This is a genomic window from Kitasatospora sp. NPDC058063 (assembly GCF_042885395.1).
GTDB classification, from domain to species: Bacteria; Actinomycetota; Actinomycetes; order Streptomycetales; family Streptomycetaceae; genus Kitasatospora; species Kitasatospora lactacystinica.
Genome location: NZ_JBHVSD010000004.1, coordinates 284,063 through 305,373, shown reverse-complemented (window position 1 = coordinate 305,373; position 21,311 = coordinate 284,063). Strand labels below are relative to the sequence as shown.

At 73.2% G+C, this 21,311-nt stretch carries 21 protein-coding genes; 18 read left to right on the top strand and 3 right to left on the bottom strand.

What is annotated here, in order from left to right:
- Positions 1–4: 4 nt before the first annotated feature.
- On the bottom strand, positions 5–577 hold the full coding sequence (locus ACFVUY_RS09295) for a YbaK/EbsC family protein (RefSeq protein ID WP_387686545.1): 573 nt from the start codon (positions 575–577) through the stop codon (positions 5–7).
- A 36-nt stretch (positions 578–613) separates the two neighbouring features.
- Complete coding sequence (locus ACFVUY_RS09290) at positions 614–1,462, bottom strand: universal stress protein (RefSeq protein ID WP_387728518.1); 849 nt, start codon at positions 1,460–1,462, stop codon at positions 614–616.
- 211 nt (positions 1,463–1,673) lie between these two features.
- Here ACFVUY_RS09290 and ACFVUY_RS09285 point away from each other — a divergent pair, with 211 nt between their 5' ends.
- The 9 genes from ACFVUY_RS09285 to ACFVUY_RS09245 all read left to right on the top strand — a co-directional run bounded on the left by ACFVUY_RS09285 (position 1,674) and on the right by ACFVUY_RS09245 (position 11,255).
- On the top strand, positions 1,674–2,951 hold the full coding sequence (locus ACFVUY_RS09285; protein ID WP_387728516.1) for an ABC transporter substrate-binding protein: 1,278 nt from the start codon (positions 1,674–1,676) through the stop codon (positions 2,949–2,951).
- Complete coding sequence (locus ACFVUY_RS09280; RefSeq protein ID WP_359898313.1) at positions 2,948–3,880, top strand: sugar ABC transporter permease; 933 nt, start codon at positions 2,948–2,950, stop codon at positions 3,878–3,880. The genes ACFVUY_RS09285 and ACFVUY_RS09280 overlap by 4 nt, the downstream gene beginning before the upstream one ends.
- Positions 3,877–4,710 carry a carbohydrate ABC transporter permease gene (locus ACFVUY_RS09275; RefSeq protein WP_387686537.1) on the top strand — a complete coding sequence of 278 codons (834 nt, stop codon included), beginning with the start codon at positions 3,877–3,879 and terminating at the stop codon, positions 4,708–4,710. Before ACFVUY_RS09280 ends, ACFVUY_RS09275 begins: the two co-directional genes overlap by 4 nt.
- Before the next feature lie 99 nt (positions 4,711–4,809).
- A complete protein-coding gene (locus ACFVUY_RS09270; protein WP_387728513.1) occupies positions 4,810–6,027 on the top strand; it encodes an ABC transporter ATP-binding protein in 1,218 nt (405 codons plus the stop codon).
- Between the two features lie 83 nt (positions 6,028–6,110).
- Positions 6,111–7,793 carry a multicopper oxidase family protein gene (locus tag ACFVUY_RS09265; protein WP_387728511.1) on the top strand — a complete coding sequence of 561 codons (1,683 nt, stop codon included), beginning with the start codon at positions 6,111–6,113 and terminating at the stop codon, positions 7,791–7,793.
- Positions 7,794–8,145: 352 nt separating this feature from the next.
- Complete coding sequence (locus ACFVUY_RS09260; RefSeq protein WP_387728509.1) at positions 8,146–9,081, top strand: SigB/SigF/SigG family RNA polymerase sigma factor; 936 nt, start codon at positions 8,146–8,148, stop codon at positions 9,079–9,081.
- A gap of 142 nt (positions 9,082–9,223) precedes the next feature.
- Positions 9,224–9,544: a hypothetical protein gene (locus ACFVUY_RS09255; RefSeq protein ID WP_387728507.1), complete on the top strand. Its 321-nt coding sequence runs from the start codon at positions 9,224–9,226 to the stop codon at positions 9,542–9,544.
- A 131-nt stretch (positions 9,545–9,675) separates the two neighbouring features.
- Positions 9,676–10,587: a DUF5133 domain-containing protein gene (locus tag ACFVUY_RS09250; protein WP_359898307.1), complete on the top strand. Its 912-nt coding sequence runs from the start codon at positions 9,676–9,678 to the stop codon at positions 10,585–10,587.
- Between the two features lie 227 nt (positions 10,588–10,814).
- Complete coding sequence (locus ACFVUY_RS09245; RefSeq protein WP_387686525.1) at positions 10,815–11,255, top strand: SRPBCC family protein; 441 nt, start codon at positions 10,815–10,817, stop codon at positions 11,253–11,255.
- A gap of 74 nt (positions 11,256–11,329) precedes the next feature.
- On the opposite strand, the gene ACFVUY_RS09240 is transcribed toward ACFVUY_RS09245, so the two are convergent.
- A complete protein-coding gene (locus ACFVUY_RS09240) occupies positions 11,330–11,740 on the bottom strand; it encodes a hypothetical protein (protein ID WP_387728505.1) in 411 nt (136 codons plus the stop codon).
- A gap of 444 nt (positions 11,741–12,184) precedes the next feature.
- Between ACFVUY_RS09240 and ACFVUY_RS09235 the strand changes: the two genes are divergently transcribed.
- The 9 genes from ACFVUY_RS09235 to ACFVUY_RS09195 all read left to right on the top strand — a co-directional run bounded on the left by ACFVUY_RS09235 (position 12,185) and on the right by ACFVUY_RS09195 (position 21,137).
- Positions 12,185–12,772 (top strand): restriction endonuclease, encoded by a 588-nt coding sequence (locus ACFVUY_RS09235; RefSeq protein WP_387728503.1) that lies wholly within the window; start codon positions 12,185–12,187, stop codon positions 12,770–12,772.
- A 122-nt stretch (positions 12,773–12,894) separates the two neighbouring features.
- Complete coding sequence (locus tag ACFVUY_RS09230) at positions 12,895–13,434, top strand: hypothetical protein (RefSeq protein ID WP_387686519.1); 540 nt, start codon at positions 12,895–12,897, stop codon at positions 13,432–13,434.
- A 532-nt stretch (positions 13,435–13,966) separates the two neighbouring features.
- A complete protein-coding gene (locus ACFVUY_RS09225; RefSeq protein WP_387728501.1) occupies positions 13,967–14,233 on the top strand; it encodes a hypothetical protein in 267 nt (88 codons plus the stop codon).
- Complete coding sequence (locus ACFVUY_RS09220) at positions 14,230–15,660, top strand: sensor histidine kinase (protein ID WP_387728499.1); 1,431 nt, start codon at positions 14,230–14,232, stop codon at positions 15,658–15,660. Before ACFVUY_RS09225 ends, ACFVUY_RS09220 begins: the two co-directional genes overlap by 4 nt.
- Positions 15,624–16,280, top strand: coding sequence for a LuxR C-terminal-related transcriptional regulator (locus tag ACFVUY_RS09215; protein ID WP_387728497.1), 657 nt, complete (start codon positions 15,624–15,626; stop codon positions 16,278–16,280). The genes ACFVUY_RS09220 and ACFVUY_RS09215 overlap by 37 nt, the downstream gene beginning before the upstream one ends.
- A 424-nt stretch (positions 16,281–16,704) precedes the next feature.
- Positions 16,705–16,974, top strand: coding sequence for a hypothetical protein (locus tag ACFVUY_RS09210; protein ID WP_359898299.1), 270 nt, complete (start codon positions 16,705–16,707; stop codon positions 16,972–16,974).
- Entirely contained in the window at positions 16,967–17,584 is a 618-nt protein-coding gene (locus tag ACFVUY_RS09205; RefSeq protein ID WP_387728495.1) for a DUF6879 family protein, read from the top strand. Before ACFVUY_RS09210 ends, ACFVUY_RS09205 begins: the two co-directional genes overlap by 8 nt.
- A 12-nt stretch (positions 17,585–17,596) precedes the next feature.
- Entirely contained in the window at positions 17,597–20,041 is a 2,445-nt protein-coding gene (locus ACFVUY_RS09200) for an ATP-binding protein (RefSeq protein WP_387728493.1), read from the top strand.
- A 274-nt stretch (positions 20,042–20,315) separates the two neighbouring features.
- Positions 20,316–21,137, top strand: a complete 822-nt coding sequence (locus ACFVUY_RS09195) for a lipase family protein (protein ID WP_387728491.1) — start codon at positions 20,316–20,318, stop codon at positions 21,135–21,137.
- Positions 21,138–21,311: the final 174 nt, after the last annotated feature.

The following is a 21,311-nucleotide window of genomic DNA, read 5'->3' as shown; positions in this document are numbered from 1 at the left end:
CCGGTCAGCCGGTGCTGCCGGCCAGGCCCGGCAGCACCCGGGCGCCCGGCAGCTTCGCCAGCGCCCACCCGGGCAGGATGAGCTTGCCCCGCCGCCGCCCGCTGCCGACCAGCACCCACGGGGCCGCGGCCACCGCCTCGTCGATCAGCAGCGGCCAGTCGCCGGGCAGGCCGACGGGGGTGATTCCGCCGTACTCCATGCCGGTCAGCTCGACCGCGGTGTCCATCGGCGCGAAGGACGCCTTGCGCGCCCCCAGGTGGGTGCGCACCGCCTTGTTCACGTCCACCCGGGTGGTGGCCAGGGCCAGGCACGCGGCCAGGGTCACCTCCCCGGCGCGCTTGGCGGCCACCACCACACAGTTCGCCGAGAGCTCCGGCGGGGTGTCGTAGGCCGCGCAGAACACGGCGGTGTCCGCCTTCAGCGGATCGCTGTCCACGTAGAGCACCGAGGCGGCGGCCTCCTGGTCGTCCCAGTTCTTCAGCGCGTCGGCGACGGGCGCGGCGAGCTCCGCGCCGGCCTCCAGCGCGGCCACGGCGGAGGCGAAGTTCCCGAAGGGCGGGCGTACGGACTCACTCATGGCACCGGACTGTAGCGCGCCCGGGCCGGCTCCCGGTCAGCCGTACGGGACGACCGCGACCGGGCAGTGCACGTGGTGGATCGCGGCGTGCGCGACCGGGCCGAGGTGGTGGTGGCGCAGCGGCATCCGCCGGACGCGGCGGCCGACGACCAGCAGCCGGGCCGTCGCGGCGGCGTCCACCAGGTCGACGGCGGGCTTGCCGCGGATCAGGTCGGTGGTCACCGTCACCTCGGGGTGCCGGGCCCGCCAGGGGTCCAGGGCCCCGTCGAGCCCGCTGCGCTCGACGGCGGAGACCTCGCCCTCCAGACCGCCGATCGCCCCGTAGGACATGTACTCGCTGCCGGCCGGCGGGGACCAGACGTGGAGGACGCGCAGCGGCGCCGAGCGCAGGGCGGCGGCCTCGAAGGCGAAGGCCAGCACCTCGTCCGCCGGGTGCGCCAGGTCGAGGCCGACCGTCACCGCGCCGTCCGGTTCGTCCCCGCCGGCCCGGATCAGCACCACCGGGCAGTCCGCCCGGCGCAGCACCTCCTGGCTCACCGAGCCGACCAGGAAGCCGCGCAGGGTGCCCAGCCCGCGCGAGCCGAGCACCAGCAGGGCGGCCCCGCGCGCGGCCGCCTCCAGCGCCTCGACGGGATCGGCGGCCACGGAGGTGGCGGCGACCTCCACCTCCGGCGCGAGCGTGCGCAACTCGCTCTCCCGCTCGGCGAGTTGTGCCAGCGCGGGGTGGTCGCCGGGTCTGCTCCCGGGGGCGATCTGCTTCGGCCGGGGCCAGGCCTGGAGGACGTCCAGGCGCAGGCCGCGGCGCTGCGCCTCATGGGCGGCCCAGGCGGCGGCGGCCAGGCTCTCGGGTGAGCCGTCGAATCCGACGACGACGGGTCCGGTCACGGCGTGCTCCTCGGTTCCGGTGCGGTCCCAGCCTCCGGAGGTTTCGGTGCGGCCAGTATCCGTGCCGACCCGGACCGGCGCCTCCCGGGAGCCCGGGGCCCGGTTCCGCCGTCCGGCTGGTCGCCCGGCCCGGCGGCCCGGGAGGGCCGGGCCGGGCCGGGGGAGCCCGGCTAGGGTCGGCCGGACCGGTCCGTCCCAGCGCGGGAGAACGATGCCGAGGGTCCCCACGTTCCGCTCGCGGTGGGCGAGCGCCGCCGCCGGACTGGCCGTGTTCGCCTCCGCCCTGGTGGGCTGCGGGGGCGGTGGGAGCGGCGGCCCGGTCACCCTGAACTGGTACAACTTCCCGGACGACTCGGGCGCCCTCCAGCAGGCCGCCGACCGCTGCGGGCAGCAGTCCGGCGGCCGCTACACGATCCGCTACAACAAGCTGCCCCGCGGCGCCGACGGCCAGCGCCAGCAGCTGGTGCGCCGGATGGCGGCGCACGACACCGAGGTGGACGTCCTGGGCCTGGACGTCACCTGGCCCGCCGAGTTCGCCGAGGCCGGCTGGATCCGCGAGTGGACCGGGGAGATGCGCGCACGGGCCACCGCCGACACCCTCGACGCGGCCGTGCGGACCGCGACCTGGCGGGACCGGCTGTACGCCGTGCCCTACAACTCCAACACCCAGCTGCTCTGGTACCGCGACGACCTGGTGCCGACCCCGCCCGGGACCTGGGCGGAGATGCTCTCCCGGGCGCAGCAGCTGGCCGCCGAGGGCAAGCCGCACTTCGTGGAGATCCAGGGCGCCCAGTACGAGGGGCTGACGGTCTGGTTCAACACGCTGGTCACCAGCGCGGGCGGCACGATCCTCACCCCCGACGCGCAGGCGCCCTCGCTCGGGGCGCCCGCCGTCACGGCCGCCGGGGTGATGCACGACCTGGCGACGTCGGTGGCCGCCGACCCCTCGCTGCCGAACCAGATGGAGGACCAGAACCGGCTCGCGATGGAGTCCGGGACGGCCGCCTTCGAACTCAACTACCCCTTCGTCTACCCCTCGATGAAGGCCAACCGACCGGAGCTGTTCCCGCACTTCCGCTGGGCCCCGTACCCCGCGGTGAGCGCCGACCGCCCCGCCAGCGTGACCATCGGCGGGATCGACCTCGCGGTGGGCGCGTACAGCCGGCACCCCGACCTCGCCGCCGAGGCCACCCTCTGCCTGCGCGACCGGGACAACCAGCTCACCAACGCGCTGAAGGGCGGCCTGCCGCCCTCGCTGCGCAGCCTGTACGAGACGGCCGAGCTCACCGCCAGCTACCCGTTCGCCGCCGACGTGCTGGCCGCCCTCGACTCCGCCAGCGTGCGCCCGCAGACCCCGGCCTACCAGAACGTCTCCATCGCCATCTCGCACACCCTCTCCCCGCCCGCCGGCATCCACCCGGAGAAGGACGTGGCCGACCTCCGCGGGCAGATCCAGGACGCCCTCGGCTCGAAGGGGCTGATCCCGTGACACCGTCCACCGAGACCGCCGCCGCGGCTGCACCGCAACCGGCCGGGCCCTCGCGCGGGGCCCGCCAGGAGCGCCGGCTGGGCCTGCTGCTGTGCGCCCCCGCGGTGATCGTGATGCTCGGCGTCACCGCCTACCCGATCGGCTACGCCGTCTACCTGTCCCTGCAGCGCTACGACCTGCGCTTCCCCGAGCAGGCGCACTGGATCGGGCTCGCCAACTACGGCGCGGTGCTGACCTCGCCGTTCTGGTGGCAGGCGCTCGGCGTCACGGTGCTGATCACCGTGGTGTCGGTGGCGGTCGAGCTGGTGCTCGGCCTGGCGCTCGCGCTGGTGATGCACCGGACGCTCTTCGGGCGCGGCACGGTGCGCACCGCGGTGCTGGTGCCGTACGGGATCGTCACCGTGGTGGCGGCCTACTCCTGGCAGTACGCCTGGACCCCGGGCACCGGATACCTGGCCGCCCTGCTGCCGGAGGGCAGCGCCCCGCTGACGGAGCAGTGGCCGGCCGTCGGTCTGATCATCCTCGCGGAGGTGTGGAAGACCACCCCGTTCATGGCGCTGCTGCTGCTCGCCGGCCTGGCCCTCGTCCCGGACGAGACGGTCCGGGCGGCGATGGTCGACGGCGCGAGCTTCGGGCAGCGGCTGCGACTGGTGATCCTGCCGCTGATGAAGCCGGCGATCCTGGTCGCCCTGCTCTTCCGCACCCTGGACGCCTTCCGGATCTTCGACAACATCTACGTGCTGACCGGCGGTTCCAACGGCACCGGCTCGGTGTCGATCCTCGGCTACGACAACCTCTTCACCGCGCTCAACCTGGGCATCGGCTCGGCGATCTCGGTGCTGATCTTCGTCTGCGTGGCCCTCATCGCGCTGGTCTTCGTCAAACTGTTCGGCGCGGCCGCGCCCGGCGCGGAACCGGAGCACCGATGAGCGGCCGGCACACCCGGACCCTGACCGGCTGGGGCATCGCCAACCTGGTGGTCGTGCTCTACGCGCTCTTCCCGGTGTGGTGGATCGTGGCGCTCTCCTTCAAGGAGCCGAGCACCCTCTCCGACGGCGCCTTCGTGCCCCGCCAGTGGACCCTGGCCAACTACCGCGGCATCTTCCAGACCTCCGAGTTCACCCGCGCCCTGGTCAACTCGATCGGCATCGCGGTGATCGCCACCACCATCGCCGTCGTGCTCGGCACCATGGCCGCGTACGCGGTGGCCCGGCTGCGCTTCCCCGGCAAGCGGCTGCTGATCGGGGTGTCGCTGCTGATCGCGATGTTCCCGCCGATCTCGCTGGTGTCGCCGCTGTTCGACATCGAGCGGGCGCTCGGGCTGTTCGACACCTGGGCCGGGCTGATCATCCCGTACATGACCTTCTCGCTGCCGCTGGCGATCTACACGCTCTCGGCGTTCTTCCGGGAGATCCCCTGGGACCTGGAGAAGGCGGCCAAGGTGGACGGCGCCACGCCGTGGCAGGCGTTCCGGCTGGTCATCGCGCCGCTGGCGGCACCCGGCGTGTTCACGACCGGCATCCTGGTCTTCATCTTCTGCTGGAACGACTTCCTGTTCGCGATCTCGCTGACCTCCACCACCTCGGCCCGGACGGTACCGGCGGCGATCGCCTTCTTCACCGGGAGCTCCCAGTTCGAGCAGCCGACCGGCTCGATCGCGGCCGCCGCCGTGATCATCACGATCCCGATCGTGGTCTTCGTGCTGCTGTTCCAGCGCCGCATCGTCGCCGGGCTCACCGCCGGCGCGGTCAAGGGCTGAGACCTCCATCGAGTGCCCGCATCGAGTGCCCGCATCGAGTTCTTGCATCGAGTTCCCGAGGTTGAGCCCGCCCCACCCGGCGGGCCAGGAAGGCGGATCGTGGCCGAGATCGTCCTCGACGGCATCACCAAGCGCTACCCGGACGGCGCCCTCGCCGTCCGCGACGTCGACCTCACCATCGCCGACGGCGAGTTCGTGATCCTGGTCGGCCCCTCCGGCTGCGGCAAGTCCACCACGCTCAACATGATCGCCGGGCTGGAGGACATCACCGAGGGCACCCTGCGGATCGCCGGGGAGGTGGTCAACGACCGCGCGCCCAAGGACCGGGACATCGCGATGGTCTTCCAGAGCTACGCCCTCTACCCGCACATGAGCGTGCGCGACAACATGGGATTCGCGCTGCGCCTGGCCAAGGTCGACAAGCCGACCATCGCCGCCAAGGTCGAGGAGGCCGCCCGCATCCTGGACCTGACCCGGCACCTCGACCGAAAGCCCGCGAACCTCTCCGGCGGGCAGCGCCAGCGGGTCGCGATGGGCCGGGCGATCGTCCGCGACCCCAAGGTCTTCCTGATGGACGAGCCGCTGTCCAACCTGGACGCCAAGCTCCGGGTGCAGATGCGCACCCAGATCGCCGCCCTCCAGCGCCGGCTGGGCACCACCACCGTCTACGTCACCCACGACCAGGTCGAGGCGATGACGCTCGGCGACCGGGTGGTGGTGATGCGCTCCGGCATCGTCCAGCAGGTCGGCTCGCCGCAGCAGCTGTACGACGAGCCGGTGAACCTCTTCGTCGCCGGGTTCATCGGCTCGCCCGGGATGAACTTCCTCGGCGCCGCACTGGAGCAGGTCGCCCTGCGCACCTCGCTGGGCGACCTGCCGCTGGATGACCGCACCCGGCGCGCCCTGGAGCGCGCGGACGCGCCGCGCGAACTGATCGTCGGCATCCGCCCCGAGGACTTCGAGGACGCCGCCCTGGCCGAGGGGCACACCGGAGGGGTCACCGTCACCGTGACCGTCGAGGTCCGGGAGTCGGTCGGCTCGGACGTCTACGTCCACTTCGCGGAGGCGGGCGGACCGGCGGCGACCGAGGGCCTCGCCGGCCTCGCCGGAATTGCCGAACTCGCCGAACTGGCCGAACTCGCCGCCGACTCGGGCCGGGCCGACACCGGGATGCAGGAGCACCGTGTGGTGGCCCGGCTGAACCCGGCCACCCGCGCCGCCGAGGGCGGGCCGCTGGAGCTGTGGGTGGACACGTCGCGCATCCACGTCTTCGACCCCCGCAACGGGGCCAACCTGACCCACCCGGAGCGTTCGTAGCGTGGTACGGAAGGCCCAACCCCCGGCAGGCGCGCGGTGTGCCTGACCGGGGGCCCGCGAAAGTCGACCTAGATTGCCCGGCTATGAGAGAAATTGTCGGAATCAGTCGACGATCGGTACTCAAGGCCGTTCCCGCAGCCGCCATCCTCGTGGCGGGCTCCGACGGGCTCCTCGCCGGGCCCGCGACGGCCGCGACGGCCGCGACCCCCTTCCCGCAGCCGGCCGTCCGCAGCTCCCGGTCCGCCTCCGACGGGTCGAGGGCGGTGCTCGACCAGGCACTCGACGTCCGGTTCACGGACACCGCCGTCCCGGGCTACGGGACGGTCACCACGCGCACCTACAACGGCACCATCCCGGGGCCCACCCTGCGGGTGCGCGCCGGGGACACGCTCTGGCTGACCCAGGTCAACGGCCTGCCACCGAACCCGCCGAACCCGCCGCACCACGGCGGACACAACCGGCCGCACCGCGCGAACAGCTTCAACCTGCACACCCACGGCCTGCACGTCTCGCCCTCCGGGAACGCCGACAACGTCATGCGCGAATTCCCGCCGCGCAGCGCCGACGAGGCCGCGGCCGGCGCCCCCGAGCCGCGCTACCTGACCACCGTCGAGATCCCGCCCGGCCACCCGGCGGGGACCTACTGGTACCACCCCCACGCGCACGGCGCCACCGCCGAACAGATCGCCGGAGGGATGGCCGGGGTCATCATCGTCGAGGGCGACGTCGACGAGGTGCCGCAGATCAAGGCCGCCGCCGACCTGGTCGTCTGCGTCAACGAACTCCGGCTCAAGGACGGGAAGGTCCCCGAGTTCACCTCCGGCGACGCCCTGGCCGCCGTCCCGCCCACCTTCACCGTCAACGGCGCGGTCAACCCCACCCTCGCGCTGCGCCCCGGCGAGGTCCAGCGCTGGCGCCTCGTCGCGGCGACCGCCTTCACCACCCTCTCGCTCCAGATCGCCTCCGGGGAGCAGAAGCTGACGATGCATCAGATCGCGATGGACGGCGTGACCTTCCCCGCGCCGGTCGCCGCCGAGACGGTCTCCCTGGCCGTGGGCAACCGCGCCGACGTGCTGGTCCGGGGCGGCGAGGCCGGGACGTACGAACTGCGGGCCAAGGGCGTGCCCGTGCCGCTGATGACGATCGAGGTGGCGGGCGAGGCCGTCCGGCCGCCGATGGAACTGCCGACCGCGCTGCCGCAGGGCAAACCCTTCCTCGACGAGAAGGACCTCGCCGACCCGGGCAGCGACCGCGAGGTGGTCTTCCACGTCGACGCGAAGGTCTTCGACCCGCCGTTCCCCAACGCCTACCGCGTCCTCGGCAGCCACCCCACCCCCGCGGCCGACCCCGGCGGCGACCTCACCCGCGACCCCGCCTACGGCCTGTTCGACCCCGAGTTCGTCAACCACACCCTGGAACTCGGCACCGTCGAACGCTGGACCCTGCACACCGACGACTCCATGCCGGCCTTCCACCACCCCTTCCACCTGCACACCAACCACGTCCTCGTCACCCACCGCAACGGCCGACGGCTCGACCCGCCGGTCTGGCAGGACACCGTCGACCTGGTCGGCGGCAAGCCGGGCGACACCGTCACCCTGCTGGTCAAGTACGAGGACTTCACCGGCCGCACCGTCCTGCACTGCCACCAGCTCCAGCACGAGGACCTCGGCATGATGCAGCTGGTCGACTACGTCCAGCCGCGGCGGCCCGGGGAGCCGGGCCGGCCCGCCTGGCCGGGACGGCCCAGCCCGCTCGACCACTGAGCGTGCCGCCTCCCGGCCGGGCGGACACCGGTCGGGAGGCGCGCCCGACCAACCGCGCGGACGCCGGTCGGGAGGCGCGCCGCCCGCCCGCCCGCGCGGGCCGTGCCGTTGCGCGACCGCCCGGAAGACGGGCAGGAGAACACCCGGAAGCAGGAGAACACCTGGAACGTGCGTTCGGAAACGCCTCCCCGGGGTAGGAACACTCATGCAGCGGCCGTGACCGTTCCGGCTGCTCGGCACCGTGGACGGTGCCGCCGGGACCGCGCTCGAAAAAACCGGGCACGGGTCCTGGGGGAAGAAGTCCGCGACGCACGAGGTGCGGATCCGCACGCGTCGCCGGGCGTCCACCCCGATGCCCAGGAGTGATCACGTGTCCATCCACCTGGAAACGACCGACCGGGAGGCCCCGCCCGAGGGCCTGCCCCCCGACCTGCCGCGAAGACCGACGGCGGCCGAACTGCGCCGGATGGGCAAGTCCGAGGCCCGCGAACTGAGCGACGCGCTGTTCGGACGGCTGGCCGGGCTGGCCCGCGAGACCCACGCCTACAGCTACGTGCGCGGCACGATCATCGAGCTCAACATGCCACTGGTGCGCTTCATCGCGGCCCGCTTCCGCCACCGCGCCGAGGACATGGACGACATCCTCCAGGTCGGCACGATCGGCCTGATCAAGGCCGTCGACGGCTACGACCCGCAGCGCGGCGTCGAATTCCTCACCTACGCGATCCCCACCATCACCGGCGAGATCAAACGGTTCTTCCGCGACACCTCCTGGCCGGTACGGGTCCCGCGCGGCATGCAGGAGCTCTACCTCTGCGTCGCCCGCGGCTCGGACCGCCTCGAACAGGAACTCGGCCGACTGCCCCGCCCCGAGGAGATCGCAGAGGACCTGGACCTCACCGTCGAACAGGCCACCGAGGGACTGATGGCGGGCCGCGTCTACCGCCCCAACTCCCTGGACGCCCTGCGCGACCAGGACACCGACGAGAGCGGCAGCGCCCTGCTCGACCACCTCGGCGGCTGCGACCCCGGCATCGAACTCGCCGATTTCCGCATCGCGGTGCGCCCCCTGCTGGCCCGGCTGCCCGTCCGCGAGCAGACCGTCCTCGAACTCCGCTTCTGGAACGGCTGGACCCAGTCCCGGATCGCGGAGCGGATCGGCGTCTCCCAGATGCACGTCTCCCGACTGCTCAGCGCCACCCTGGCCCGGCTGCGCGAGGAACTGGAGGACCGCGACGCCCCTGGCTGGGCCGACGGGACCGGCGGAGCGGCCGAGGGTGCCGGCTGAGACGGCCGGTGGGCTCGGCGGGGGGTCGGGGGGTCGGGCCGCCGGGCGGTCGGGCTGTGGCCGGGGCCGGGCGTTAGCGATTGCGCATCCGGGGTACCCGGTGCGGGACCACGGGGGACGGCGCGGCGAGGAGGCGGACACCATGGGCGGACACGAGCGGGCGCGACCGCGCGGAACCGGAAGGCCGCCGCGCCGCGACCGCGCCCCGGAACCGTGGCTGCGCGCCGTCCGGCTCGGCCTGCGCGGCCGGGCCTGGGACCTGGTGCGAGGCCTGCGGCCGCGGACCGTCCTCGGGCTCGCCCTGCTGTCGCTGGGACTCCTGGCCGCCGGACTGGGGGCGTCGAAGACCCCCTTCCTCTGGGGCCTAGCGGGCTCCTGGGCCCTGACACTGGCGACCGCCTTCGCGGTGCTCCGTGCCTGCGCCGACGGCCGGACGCCCTCGACGGCCCCCGACGGCCACTGACGGCCCCGACGTCCTGCGGCGGGTGTCGGCGGCCGTCGGCGGGCCGACCACCGGGGTGAGGCGACCGACGACGCGGTTTCGCTGCGTGATCGGCGCATACTTTCCGTAAACACACGGAGGTGCTCATGCCCATGGTGGATGTCGCTGCGCTCGGCCGGCTGGTCGCGGAGTACGAGGCCCTGTCCCCGTCGAGCTCGCCGGAAGCCGGGCAGCGGCTGCGCGACGTCTGCTACACGATCGGCATCTACACCGGGGAGGCCGACGCGGTCCGCGCGGTCGCCAGGGCCCGCCTGCTGCTGGCACGCCAAGGCCCGGCCGACGTCGCCACGGCGGCGGCCGGGGCGCCGGCGAACGACCGGGCCCGCGCGGCGCTCCTGGCCGAACTCGGCGAACTCGCGGCCCACGAACGGGTCCGGTCCGGGCCCCTCCAGAGCCTGCACGACGTGGTGCAGCTGACCCGGGTCACGGTCCCGGACTGCGTGGGCGCCGCCGTCAGCACCTGGCACGACGACGGCTCGGTCGAGACCTTCGCGGCGACCCCCTCCTACCTGCTCGCCCTCGAACGCGCGCAGGGCGGCTCGGAAGCCGGCCCGCTGCCCCGGCTCCGCCGCCAGGGCGAAGGACAGGTCGTGGTCCGGCTGGACCCCGGCCGGTCGGACCGGTTCGCCGACCGGGCCCGGCGCTGCGGCGTACGGGCCGTGGCCGGCGCCCACCTGCGCACCCACCCGCACGGCTGCACCGTGTTCAGCGCCTACCTGCGCACCCCGGTCGAGCCCGGCACCCCGGCCCTCGGCCTGGTGGAGGTGCTCGCCCTCCAGGCATCGGCCGCCCTCGACCGCTTCGCGCTGTCCCGGGCGGTCGCCGACCTGCTGGACCGCAGGCACGCCACCGGCCTCGCCATCGGCATCACCGCCGAACGGTTCGACGTGACCCCGCACACCGCGCTGAGCCTGCTCGTCGGCGCCGCGCAGCGGCTGGGCACGGACCTCGACACCGTGACCCGGCACCTGGCCGAGGGCGACGGGCCGCGCTCCGCGCCCTGAGCCGACCCGGTCGGGCCGGACCCTCCGGCGGCTTGGCCCGGGCCGGGTCGGTTGGTCCGGACCGGTTGGTCCGGGCGGGTCCGGTCCGGGGCGGGGTCGGGGTCAAGGTCGGGGTCGGGTCGGACCGCCGGGACGGTGGCGGGATGCGGGATGGTTGCGCCGGTGCCGGACGGGCAGGTGCACAGACGGGCGGGAAGGCCCCGGCCGCAGCCTACGAGGAGGTCCTCATGAGCACGGTGAAGGAATCCGTGGACGTGGCCGTGCCCCTGCACACCGCCTACAACCAGTGGACGCAGTTCGAGGAGTTCCCGCGCTTCATGGAGGGCGTCGACTCGGTGACCCGGCTCGACGACCGCCACATCCACTGGCGCACCAGCATCGACGGCGTCACCCGCGAATACGACACCGAGATCGTCGACCAGGAGCCCGAGGAACTGATCGCCTGGCGGGTCGTGGACGGCGAGGCGGACCGGAAGGAGAAGGTGACCTTCCGGCGGCTCGACCCGGGCCACACCCGGGTCACCCTCGCCGTCGACCTCCGGCCCGAGCGGCCGGGGGAGAAGACCGGCGAAGCCAGGGCCGCCGTCGACCACCGGGTGAAGGGGGACCTGAGACGGTTCAAGGAGTACGCCGAAGCACGCGGACGGGGGCCGAGCGGCCCGGGCTGAGCCGGCCGCGGCTCGCTGCGCGTGACAGTCCGGACGGTGCCACCGGCCCTGCGGAAGTTTTGGGCCAGCCCCCGTCACCGCGCGGCGGCCCGGCGGGCGCCGCTCCGGTACTCGGAGGCGGCCAGCACCCCCAGCAACAGCAGCACCGGCGCCGCGAAGATCGCGAACAGATAGTTGCCCGACAGCGCCGCATACCCCAGCAGCAGCACCTGCACCCCGGCCATCGCCACGACGAGGACCCTGCCGTCACCGGGCCGCAGACGCCAGAGCTCGCGCACCGCCAACCCGTTGATCCCGGCCATCGTGTACCCCCCGAGCGCCAGAAGGTGCGGTACCACCTTCGACCGCGGCGCCATCTCGTCCTCGAACGCGATGCCGTTGTAGAGCAGCGGCACCGCGATGCCGAAGTACAGCACCACCGCCACCGACTCCAGGACGACCAGCACGGTCGCCGCAGCCCGCGACAGCCAGGAGAGACGGGTCATGGTGTTGAGCCTTCCAGGGGGTTGACGCGGCGACATCCAGCGCGGCGGGCCGAAGCGGAGGTCCGCGGCTGCCCCTCGCCACCGGACGCGTGGCACGACGGGCACGATGGGTATGACGGGCACGACGGGCATGATGGGCACGCCTCGTGGCACCGCCCGACCCGGCATCGCAGCATAGTCAAGAAATGGCAAAGGCAGTACCGCGCCGCAGGTCGGAGAGGGCCCTTGCCTGCACGCGTGGGAGGTCGGGACGGCGGGGGTTCGGCCGTCGGTTGCCGGGATTCGGTCAACTCGGCTGTCCGGCCGCCGGAGTTCGCCCGGATCGCGGGCGCACCGGCACGGCTGCTTCTACGCTCGTCCGAATACCGTGGCGTGAGGGGGAGTGCCGTGGCCCGTAGTCCTGTTCGGCGACGTCGGTCGATGACCGCCCGCCGGGTGCGGTGGATGAAGCGGAACGCGCCGCTGCTGGGGGCGGTCGCGCTGGTCGCGGTCGTTCTGGCCTCGCTGGTGGTCCGCTGGCTTGCCCAGCACCTCGTGCTGGTCGCCGTGCTGCTGGTGGCCGGCGCGGGCGCGGGTGTCGCCGTGCTGCGCTCGCGAGTGCGGACCCGGCAGCGGGAGTTGGATGCGCGGACCGCCCAACTGCGGCACATCGGGCCGTTCCTGGCGATGACCCCGAAGGCCTTCGAGCACGCGCTGGCGGACCTGTGCCGCCGGGACGGCTGCACGAAGGTGAAGGTGGTCGGCGGGGCCGGCGACCTCGCGGCGGACGTCCTGGCCACCACCCCCGCCGGGCAGCGGATCCTCATCCAGGCCAAGCGGTACGGGCCGCGGACGTCCGTCGGCTCCGATGACGTCCAGAAGGTCAACGGCACCTACCGCGACGTCCACCACTGCGACCTGGCCGCCGTGGTGACCACCAGCTCGTTCACCAAGGCCGCCGCCGCGTTCTGCACCCAGGTCGGCATCCGCGCCGTCGACCAGCGGGCGCTCGCCCTGTGGGCGGACGGGAGGGGCAGGCCGCCGTGGGCCTGAGCCACGGCTTCCGTGGCCGGCGCCCGTAGGCCCGGGCGCCCGGGCGGCGCCCGGTCGTCCACGACGGCGGCTGTCGGAGGGCCCGCCTAACCTGGCGCAGAGAACAGGAAAAGGGGCGGGGCATGAGCGTGGACTTCTTCTGGCGGCGGGTGGACGGAGCGGTTCTGGACGAACTGTCGCCGAGGGAGCTCCATGCCCTGGTGCCCGGCTGGTTCGACGACGACTTCGGGCCGCTGGACGAGGCCGGTGCGGTGCTGGGCGTGGAGCGCAACGGGTACCTGATGGACGTCGCGCTGACGAAGGCGGCCGGTGGCTCGGGCCCGGACTCGGCGACAGCCCGACTGCCGGTGTTCGGAGGTGAGGAACGGGTGGTCGTCGAGGGGGATCCCGACTGTGGCGACGAGTTCACCGAGATCAAGGTGTGGGTGCTCCGGCCGGATGAGGTCCGGACGGCATCGGGCTTCCTGGACGCGGTGGGCGTCGACGGGTTGGTGAGGACTGTGGACACCGCGGTGGCGGCCGAGGTCGTGTCCCTCGGGTTCGCCACCCCGTGGTCCGAGGCGTGGGCCGGTGCTCTGACCGCCGACCTCCGCAGGCTGAGGGACTTCTTCGCCGCGGCCGCGGCGGCCGGCGACGCGATGGTCAAGTTCGAGGCCGCGTAACACCTGGTGCGCGGCCCGGGCTACTGCGGCGGGTCGGCGGGCGGGGTCGGGGTCGGGCCGTCCGGGAGTGGCTCGCCGGGCCTGCCGGTTCCCTTGCCCGACGGCCGCCGCTCGGATTCCTCCGGCGCCGCGATCCCGTCCGGCAACGGCAACGGCATTGGCAATGGCAATGGCAATGGCATCGGTGGGTGGGTGGGCACCCTGGTGGGACCGCGGGAGCCGAGGCCTCGCTGCCTGCGCCACTGGCCCTGCCGGTCGCGCGGGATCCGGTCGCTCACGACGTCCTCCTGGTGGTGCTGGGGCTCACCATTGTGGCCCGGGGGGAAGGAGTGTGTGGTGGGAAACCCGTCACTGTGCCACCCTCCGCGCGTCCGGGGCGCGCCGCGGACGCGGCGGAGGCATCGGGGCGGGGTGGGTCCAGCCCCACCCCCGGCGGGGGTGCAGGTGGATTCTGCCGTCGTCCCGCCGTCCCTAGCGTTGATCGCGTGCCGCCCTGAGCTGCGGGCGGCCGTGACGACGCGGGGAGGACGAGGTGCGGGAAGCGGCGGGTGCGGGGCAGCGGGCCCCGGCACTGCGGTTGTCGGGGCTGCGCAAGCGGTTCGGCTCGGTGGTGGCCGTGGACGGGGTCGAGCTGCCCGTGCCGCGCGGGTCGTTCCACCGGCTGACCAGTGGTCAGCAGCGTTCGGCACCGGGGCGGATGCGGGGCCGAGTGCGGGGCCGGGCGCGGGCGCGGCTGCCCGGGCGGACGACTGCGATCATGAACGACCCGCACCACCGAACCCGACCGGAGGACTCGTGAGCAGCCCGCAGACCACAGCCGCCCGCGAACGGGCCGACGCCCGTGGGTCCGGCGGCGATGTACGCCCGCCCGGCGGCGACGCCCGCGAACGGGCCGACGCCGTCCGCGCATGGGCCGACGCCGTCCGCGAGCCGGGCGCCGCGGCCCGCGAGCTGCGCGCCGCCGCCAGGGCACTCGGGCGGCTCGCCGTCCTGACGCTGCTGATACCCGTCGGGGTGGCGCTGATGACGGTCTTCCTGCTGTCCTTCCTGCTCTGGGGCTGCCTCGGGATCTTCCCACTCTTCCCGGCCGCCACCCGGATGGTCCGCTCCGCTGCCGAGGCGGCCCGGTGGGCGGCCGGCCACTGGTCGGAGGTGCCCGTGCCGCCGCCGTACCGGCCGCGCCCGGCCCTGGAACGCACGCTCCACGGCTGGTACTGGACCGGCCACGACTACCACAGGAACCGCTGGTTCGCGAGCATGGCCCTGAGCGTCCGCTGGCTCTGGAACGACCCGGCGACCTGGCGCGACGCCCTGTGGCTGATCGCCGACCCGCTGGTCGGCGGCGCCGTCGCGGCCGTACCCGTGCTGCTGGTCGGCACCGGCCTGTACGGGATCGTCCAGGCACCGCTGCCGTACGACCTGCCGTTCGGCGGCCTGCCCGCACTGCTCCTCGGCCTCCTCGGGCCCGTACCGATCGTCGCCGGGCTCGCCCTCGCACGCCCCGCGCTGCGCCTGCACGGCCGGTGGACCGGCACCCTGCTCGGGCCCACCGAACGCTCCCGGCTCGCCCGGCGGGTCGAGCAGCTCACCGAGATCCGGCTGGACGCCACCGAGGCCCAGGCCGCCGAACTGCGCCGGATCGAACGGGATCTGCACGACGGCGCGCAGGCCCGGCTGGTCGCGGTGAGCCTGCGTCTGGGCGCGGCGGCGGCACTGATCGACCGTGATCCGGAGCAGGCCAAGCGGGTGGTGACCGATGCCCAGGAGAGCGTCACCCAGGCCCTCCAGGAACTGCGCGACCTGGTGCGCGGCATCCACCCGCCGGTCCTCGCCGAACGCGGCCTCGCCGAAGGCGTGCGGGCGCTGGCCCTCGACGTCCCGCTCAAGGTCGAGGTGCGGACCGAACTGCCCGGACGGGCCGAGGCGCCGGTGGAGTCGGCGGTGTACTTCGCGGTCAGCGAGGCGCTCACCAACGCCGTCAAGCACGGCGACGCCCGGCACGCCGCCGTGCACCTCACCCACGCCGCCGGACTGCTCCGCGCCGAGGTCACCGACGACGGCCGGGGAGGCGCAGACCCGGACGGCGGCAGCGGCCTGAAGGGCATCCGGCGCAGGCTCGCCCCGTTCGACGGTACGCTCACGCTGACCAGCCCCCCGGGGGGTCCGACCAGGCTGATCATGGAGCTACCGTGCGTGTTGTCCTCGCCGAGGACCTCGTCCTGCTGAGGGACGGCCTCTCCCTGCTGCTCGGTGCCCACGGGCACGAGATCGTCGCCGCGGTGGAGAGCGGACCCGAACTGGCCGCCGCGATCGCCGACCACCGGCCCGACATCGCGGTGGTCGACGTCCGCCTGCCCCCCACCTACACCGACGAGGGCCTCCAGGTCGCGCTCGCCGCCCGCCGCGAACGGCCCGGCCTGCCGGTCCTCGTCCTCTCCCAGCACGTCGAACAGCTCTACGCCCGGGAACTGATCGCCGACGGCACCGGCGGCGTCGGCTACCTCCTCAAGGACCGGGTCTCCAAGGCCGACCAGTTCGTCGACGCCGTCCGCACCGTCGCCGCCGGCGGCACCGTCATGGACCCCCAGGTCATCTCCCGCCTCCTCGCCCGCAACGCCTACGACCAGCCCCTCGCCCTCCTCACCCCGCGCGAACGCGACGTCCTCGCGATGATGGCCGAGGGCCGCTCCAACGCCGCCATCGCCCAACGGCTGCACTTCAGCGAGGGCGCGGTCAGCAAGCACACCTCCAACATCTTCGCGAAGCTCGACCTCGGCGCCTCCGACGACGACAACCGCCGCGTCCTCGCCGTCCTCGCCTACCTCAACGGAACACGCACACCCTGAGGCCACGGACAACGACCGGCTGGTCCTCGCGGGTGCGGGGAACGCGGCATCCCCGAGACCGACGTCACCCCGGGAGCCGGTCGGCCCCCGTGGGTGTGGGAGGGGTCCTCCCGCGACCTGGCCTGATGGGGTGGGTTGGCATCTTTTGCACGGCTGGGCGTGTTGGTGTGTGAACTTCAGTGCTGCAACGAACCGTTGACTCCTCAAGGAGCATTTGCAGCAGTCCATGCGCCAGTGGCATATGCGCGGCGGACCACTTCTCCCTCCCCGGGGATGAATACCGCCGCAAATGGTGCTGATGTGCTGCGATAGTGATCATTTAGAAGTACATGGCGAATGTACTAATATTCCCCTGGCCCACCGTCAGGTGTAGGATGACCAAACCCGCGGTTCTGCGCCGAAAGCAATATCGATAGGGGGCGGCATGGCTCGTGGATGGGAAGCCGATCCTTCCGCTTTTCTGGCGAAGCGTCTGGGAAAGTCGGCGAAGGAGCTCGGGACGTCCGAGGACCGGGATGAATGCCCGGACATCTGGCAGCTCTCGAACGGTGACATCGCGGTGATCGGCCGGGACCTCACCGACAACTACCGTGACCGACTTCCCGAGGACGTTGCCCTTGGGCCGGGTGAGCGGCTCGTCGTCATTCCGGGCGTCATGCTCAGCACGGCAAAAGCGGACATCGCGGATGCCTGATCGGCGGGCTCCCGAGCTGAGGGCCGAGTGGGGAGAGGTTCTCGCCCGGGACGACTACAAGCGCGACTTCCGCGAGCGGGATGCGCTGGTGCGAGGCCGGGACTCCTGGAAGCTGGAGCGGCGCCAGCACTTCGAGGAGCAGGGCAGCCCGAGTTGGGAGGCCGCCCGTGGAGGCGACTGGGACGAGGCGCTGCACCTCCTGGAAGGCCGACGCGAGGCGCTGCGCGAGATCGGCCGGGAGGACGAGGAGCGCCGGTCCTACTTTCATCGGGTGCGGGTGGTCGAGCTGCCGCTGACGCCGTACCTGCGGTGGGAGCTGCACTCGTTGCGGATCAGGGCCGAATGCGGCGAGCGAATCCATATCGTCGACGCCACGACGCTGGCCGCTTCCGAGGAATCCGGGCAGCTGCCGGAAATCGTCATTCTCGGTGGCCGTACGCTCTATCAGGTCCGGTATTCGGAAACAGGAATTCCCGTCGGGGCGATCAGATACACCGACCCCGATCTCGTCCGCCGGTGGGAGAGCTACATCACGGATCTCCATCGGGCGGGCGAGGACGTTCTGGTGTACTTCGATCGCGAGGTGGCACACCTCCTCCCACCCGCATAGGAGCGGAGCGCAGTGGCAGACCAGCACGGCGGGAGCATCGACGGCCCGGGAAGCACGCGTTCCACCGTGTCCGGGTCCTCGGCCCAGGACGTCGTCCAGGCCAGGGACGTCAGCGGAGGCATCCACTTCCACGGCCGGCCCGACCGGTCGAGTGCCGCCCCGACTCCCCGCCAACTGCCTGCGGACGTACGCGGTTTCGTGAACCGTACGGACGAGCTTCACCAGCTGGACGCGGCCCTGGCCGGCGAGGCCCGGAACCCGCCCGATGCCGCCGCTTCCGCCGGCACCACGGCCGCCGCGTCCGCCGCGGTCGTCGTCATCGCCGGAACCGCCGGTGCCGGGAAGACCGCACTTGCCCTGCACTGGGCCCACCAGGCCCGGCATCGGTTCCCCGACGGCCAGTTGTACGTCAACCTCCGCGGCTACGATCCGGGCCGGCCCGTCACCGCCCGGGAGGCGCTCCACCGTTTCCTGACCTCCCTCGGCGTCGCCGCCCAGTCCGTTCCGCCCGACCCCGACGCGGCCGCCGCCCTCTACCGCTCGCTCCTCGCCGAGCGCCGTCTCCTGGTCGTCCTCGACAACGCGGCCAGCGCGCACCAGGTCCGGCCGCTTCTGCCCGGCAGCGCTGGAAGCCTCGTCCTGGTCACCAGCCGCAGCCGTCTGTCCGGCCTCGCCGTACGCGACGGTGCCCGTCGGCTCACCCTGGGGACCCTGCCCGAGGCGGAGGCCGTCGCGCTGCTGCGTGCCGTCACCGCCGGGCACCGGCCCGAGGACGACCCCGCGAAGCTCGCCGAACTGGCCCGCCTCTGCGCCCAACTGCCGCTGGCCCTGCGGATCGCGGCCGAACGCGCGGCCAGCCTGCCCCACATGGGTCTGGACGACCTGATCGACGACCTCCGCGACGAATCCGCGCTCTGGGACGCCCTCAGCGTGGGCGACGAAGAGGACGTCGACGCCGTCCGTACGGTCTTCGCCTGGTCCTACCGCGCCCTGCCCGACCAGGTCGCCCGCCTGTTCCGGCTCCTCGGGCTCCATCCCGGCCCCGACTTCGGGCTCCACGCCGCGGCCGCCCTCGCCCACCTCACCCCCAACCGCACCCGACAGCTCCTCGACTCCCTCGTCGGCGCCCACCTCGTCGAACAGGGCGCACCCGACCGTTACCAGTTCCACGACCTCCTGCGCGCCTACGCCACCGACCAGGCCCAGCAGGAGGAAGCCCCCGCACAGCGCCGGGCCGCACTGCGGCGGGTGCTCGACTGGTACCTGCACACCGCCGACGCCGCCCAGCAGTGGCTGCGGCCGGCCGAAGCCCGGCTGCCGCTCGACCCGGCGGCCGACGGAGTCCGGCCGACGGTCTTCGCCGACTACAACGCCGCCGTGGACTGGGCCGAACGCGAACGCGCCAACCTCCTCCAGGCCGTCCACACCGCGTCCGCGGCAGGCGAGGACCGGCGGACCTGGCAGCTGGCCGCGGTCCTCTGGAACGCCCAGGCCCCCTCGGCCCCTGGCGCGGACTGGCCGGTGGCGGGCCGGCTCGGGCTGGCAGCCGCCGAACGCCTCTCCGACGACACGGCCCGCGCCCTGCTGCTCACCGACCTCGGCATGGCGTACACCCGGGTCAACTTTCTTGGCGACAGCCTGGAGTGCCACCGCAGAGCCCTGGCTCTCTGGCGTGAACTCGGCGACCGGCTCAACGAGGCGCACTCGCTCAACCTGCTGGGACTGGTCCACCTGCACAGCCGGCAACTGGACGACGCCGCCCGGCACTTCGAGCAGGCACTCGCCGCCTTCCGGCAGTTGGGCGAGGCCCACTGGGAGGCCACCGGACTCTCCAACCTCGCCAGCACTCACTGTCGCGCCGGACGCCTCCCCGAGGCCGCGGCCGCCGTCGGCCAGGCACTGGCCGCCCACCGCGCGCTGAAGAACCAGCGCGGCGAGGGAAACGCCCTGCGCCTGCTGAGCGACATCCAACGCGAGGACGGCGACCCGGCCGGTGCACTCGCCTCGGCGCACGCGGCACTGGACATCGCCCTGAACCTCCGTGACCACCGGCTGGAAGGCTTCTGGCTCCTCACCCTCGGCGACGCCCAACGGGCCGACGGCCAAACCGCCGACGCCCTCGACTCCTACCAACGCGCCGCTGTCCTCCACCGCCGCCTCGGTGACCGCAGCCGCGAAGCCCTCGCCTGGCAGGGCACGGGCGAGACCTACCGTCACCTCGACCGTCACACCGAGGCCGCCGCCTTCCTCCGCCGGGCCGCTGCCACCCACCACGAACTCGGTGATCCCTGGCACGAGGCACTGGCCCTCGACGCTCTGGCGGCGACCGTGCTCGCCGACGACGGGGAAGCGGCGCGGCGCCACCGGACGCAGGCGCTCGCGCTGCTGGACGGGTACGAGGACGCGCGGGCGGTCGCGGCGCGAGAGCGGATCGCGCGGTCGGTGGAAGCGGACTGACGGCGACTGCGGTGGGCGGCCGCAGCCCGCTTTGGTGGCTGCCGGATCGGCGGGTGATTCGGGCGCAGGGGCGCGGGCTCCCCGCGCCGGTGCTTGGCGGGGTGGCACGGGCGTGCCCGGGGCGAGGGTGTGGCCCGGTCGCCCACGAACTGTGCGCGAGGTGGCGTCACTCCCGGTCACCAGGACACTGCGGTGCGTATCCGGCGGCGGATGCCGGTCGGGGCCTGGGGGCCGATCCGCTGTTCCGTCCGACGATCCGACAGGAGTGCCCCCCATGGCCGTACCCACCGACTTCGACCAGCAGGCCACCGGCTACAGTCTCCCGCACGCCTACTGGCTGGCGAAGGCCGCCGATCTCGCCTACAAGGACGAGGCCGCGATCGAGAAGCAGGCCCACGCCTGGGGCTTCGACGCCGTGCGTCACCACCAGACGCGCTTCACCCCGCCGTTCCCGCTCCAGGACACCCAGGCCTACACCATGGCCGGCGACGGCATGATCGTTACCGCGTTCCGCGGTACCGAACCCGCGCAGATCCGTGACTGGCTCACCGACGCCACCACCCCGCCCTGGCCCGGCCCCGCCCGGACGGGCTACGTCCATTACGGCTTCGCCGAGGCCCTCGAATCGATCTACCCGGACGTCGCCAAGGCCGTCTCCGATCTGCGGACCGACAATCAGACGGTCTGGTTCACCGGGCACAGCCTCGGCGGCGCCCTCGCCATGCTCGTCGCCGCCCGGCTCGACCTGGAGGACCCGAGCCTGGCGGCCGACGGCGTCTACACCTTCGGCCAGCCCCGGACCTGCGACCGGCTGCTCGCCGCCGCGTACGACAAGGGCCTGCGGGGGCGCACCTACCGTTTCGTGCACGGCAACGACATCGTCCCGGAGCTGCCGCCGGAGCCCGCCTTCACCCATGTCGAGGCGCTGCGCCACATCGACTCCTCGGGCCGCGTCACGGAGAAGGTCGGGCTGGTCTCCGGGCTGACCGACCGGGCCAAGGGCCTGGGTGCGGCGGCGTTCTCGCCGGACGGGGAGGGCATCCGCGACCACTTGATGCGCAGCTACCTCGCCGCGCTGGAGAAGGCCCTGGCCTGATCTGCGGGGCGTCGAACGGTCCGGCGGGGCGGAGCGGGTGGGGCCCGCCCGGCCGGATCGGGGGGAAGGAGGGGGGAAGGAAGGGGAGGAGCGGGCCGGGGGCGAGGGGCGGGGTCGGTGATCTTGGACGGATAGGCTGCCGTGACGTCAGGTCCTCGCGGTGGGGACCGAGCT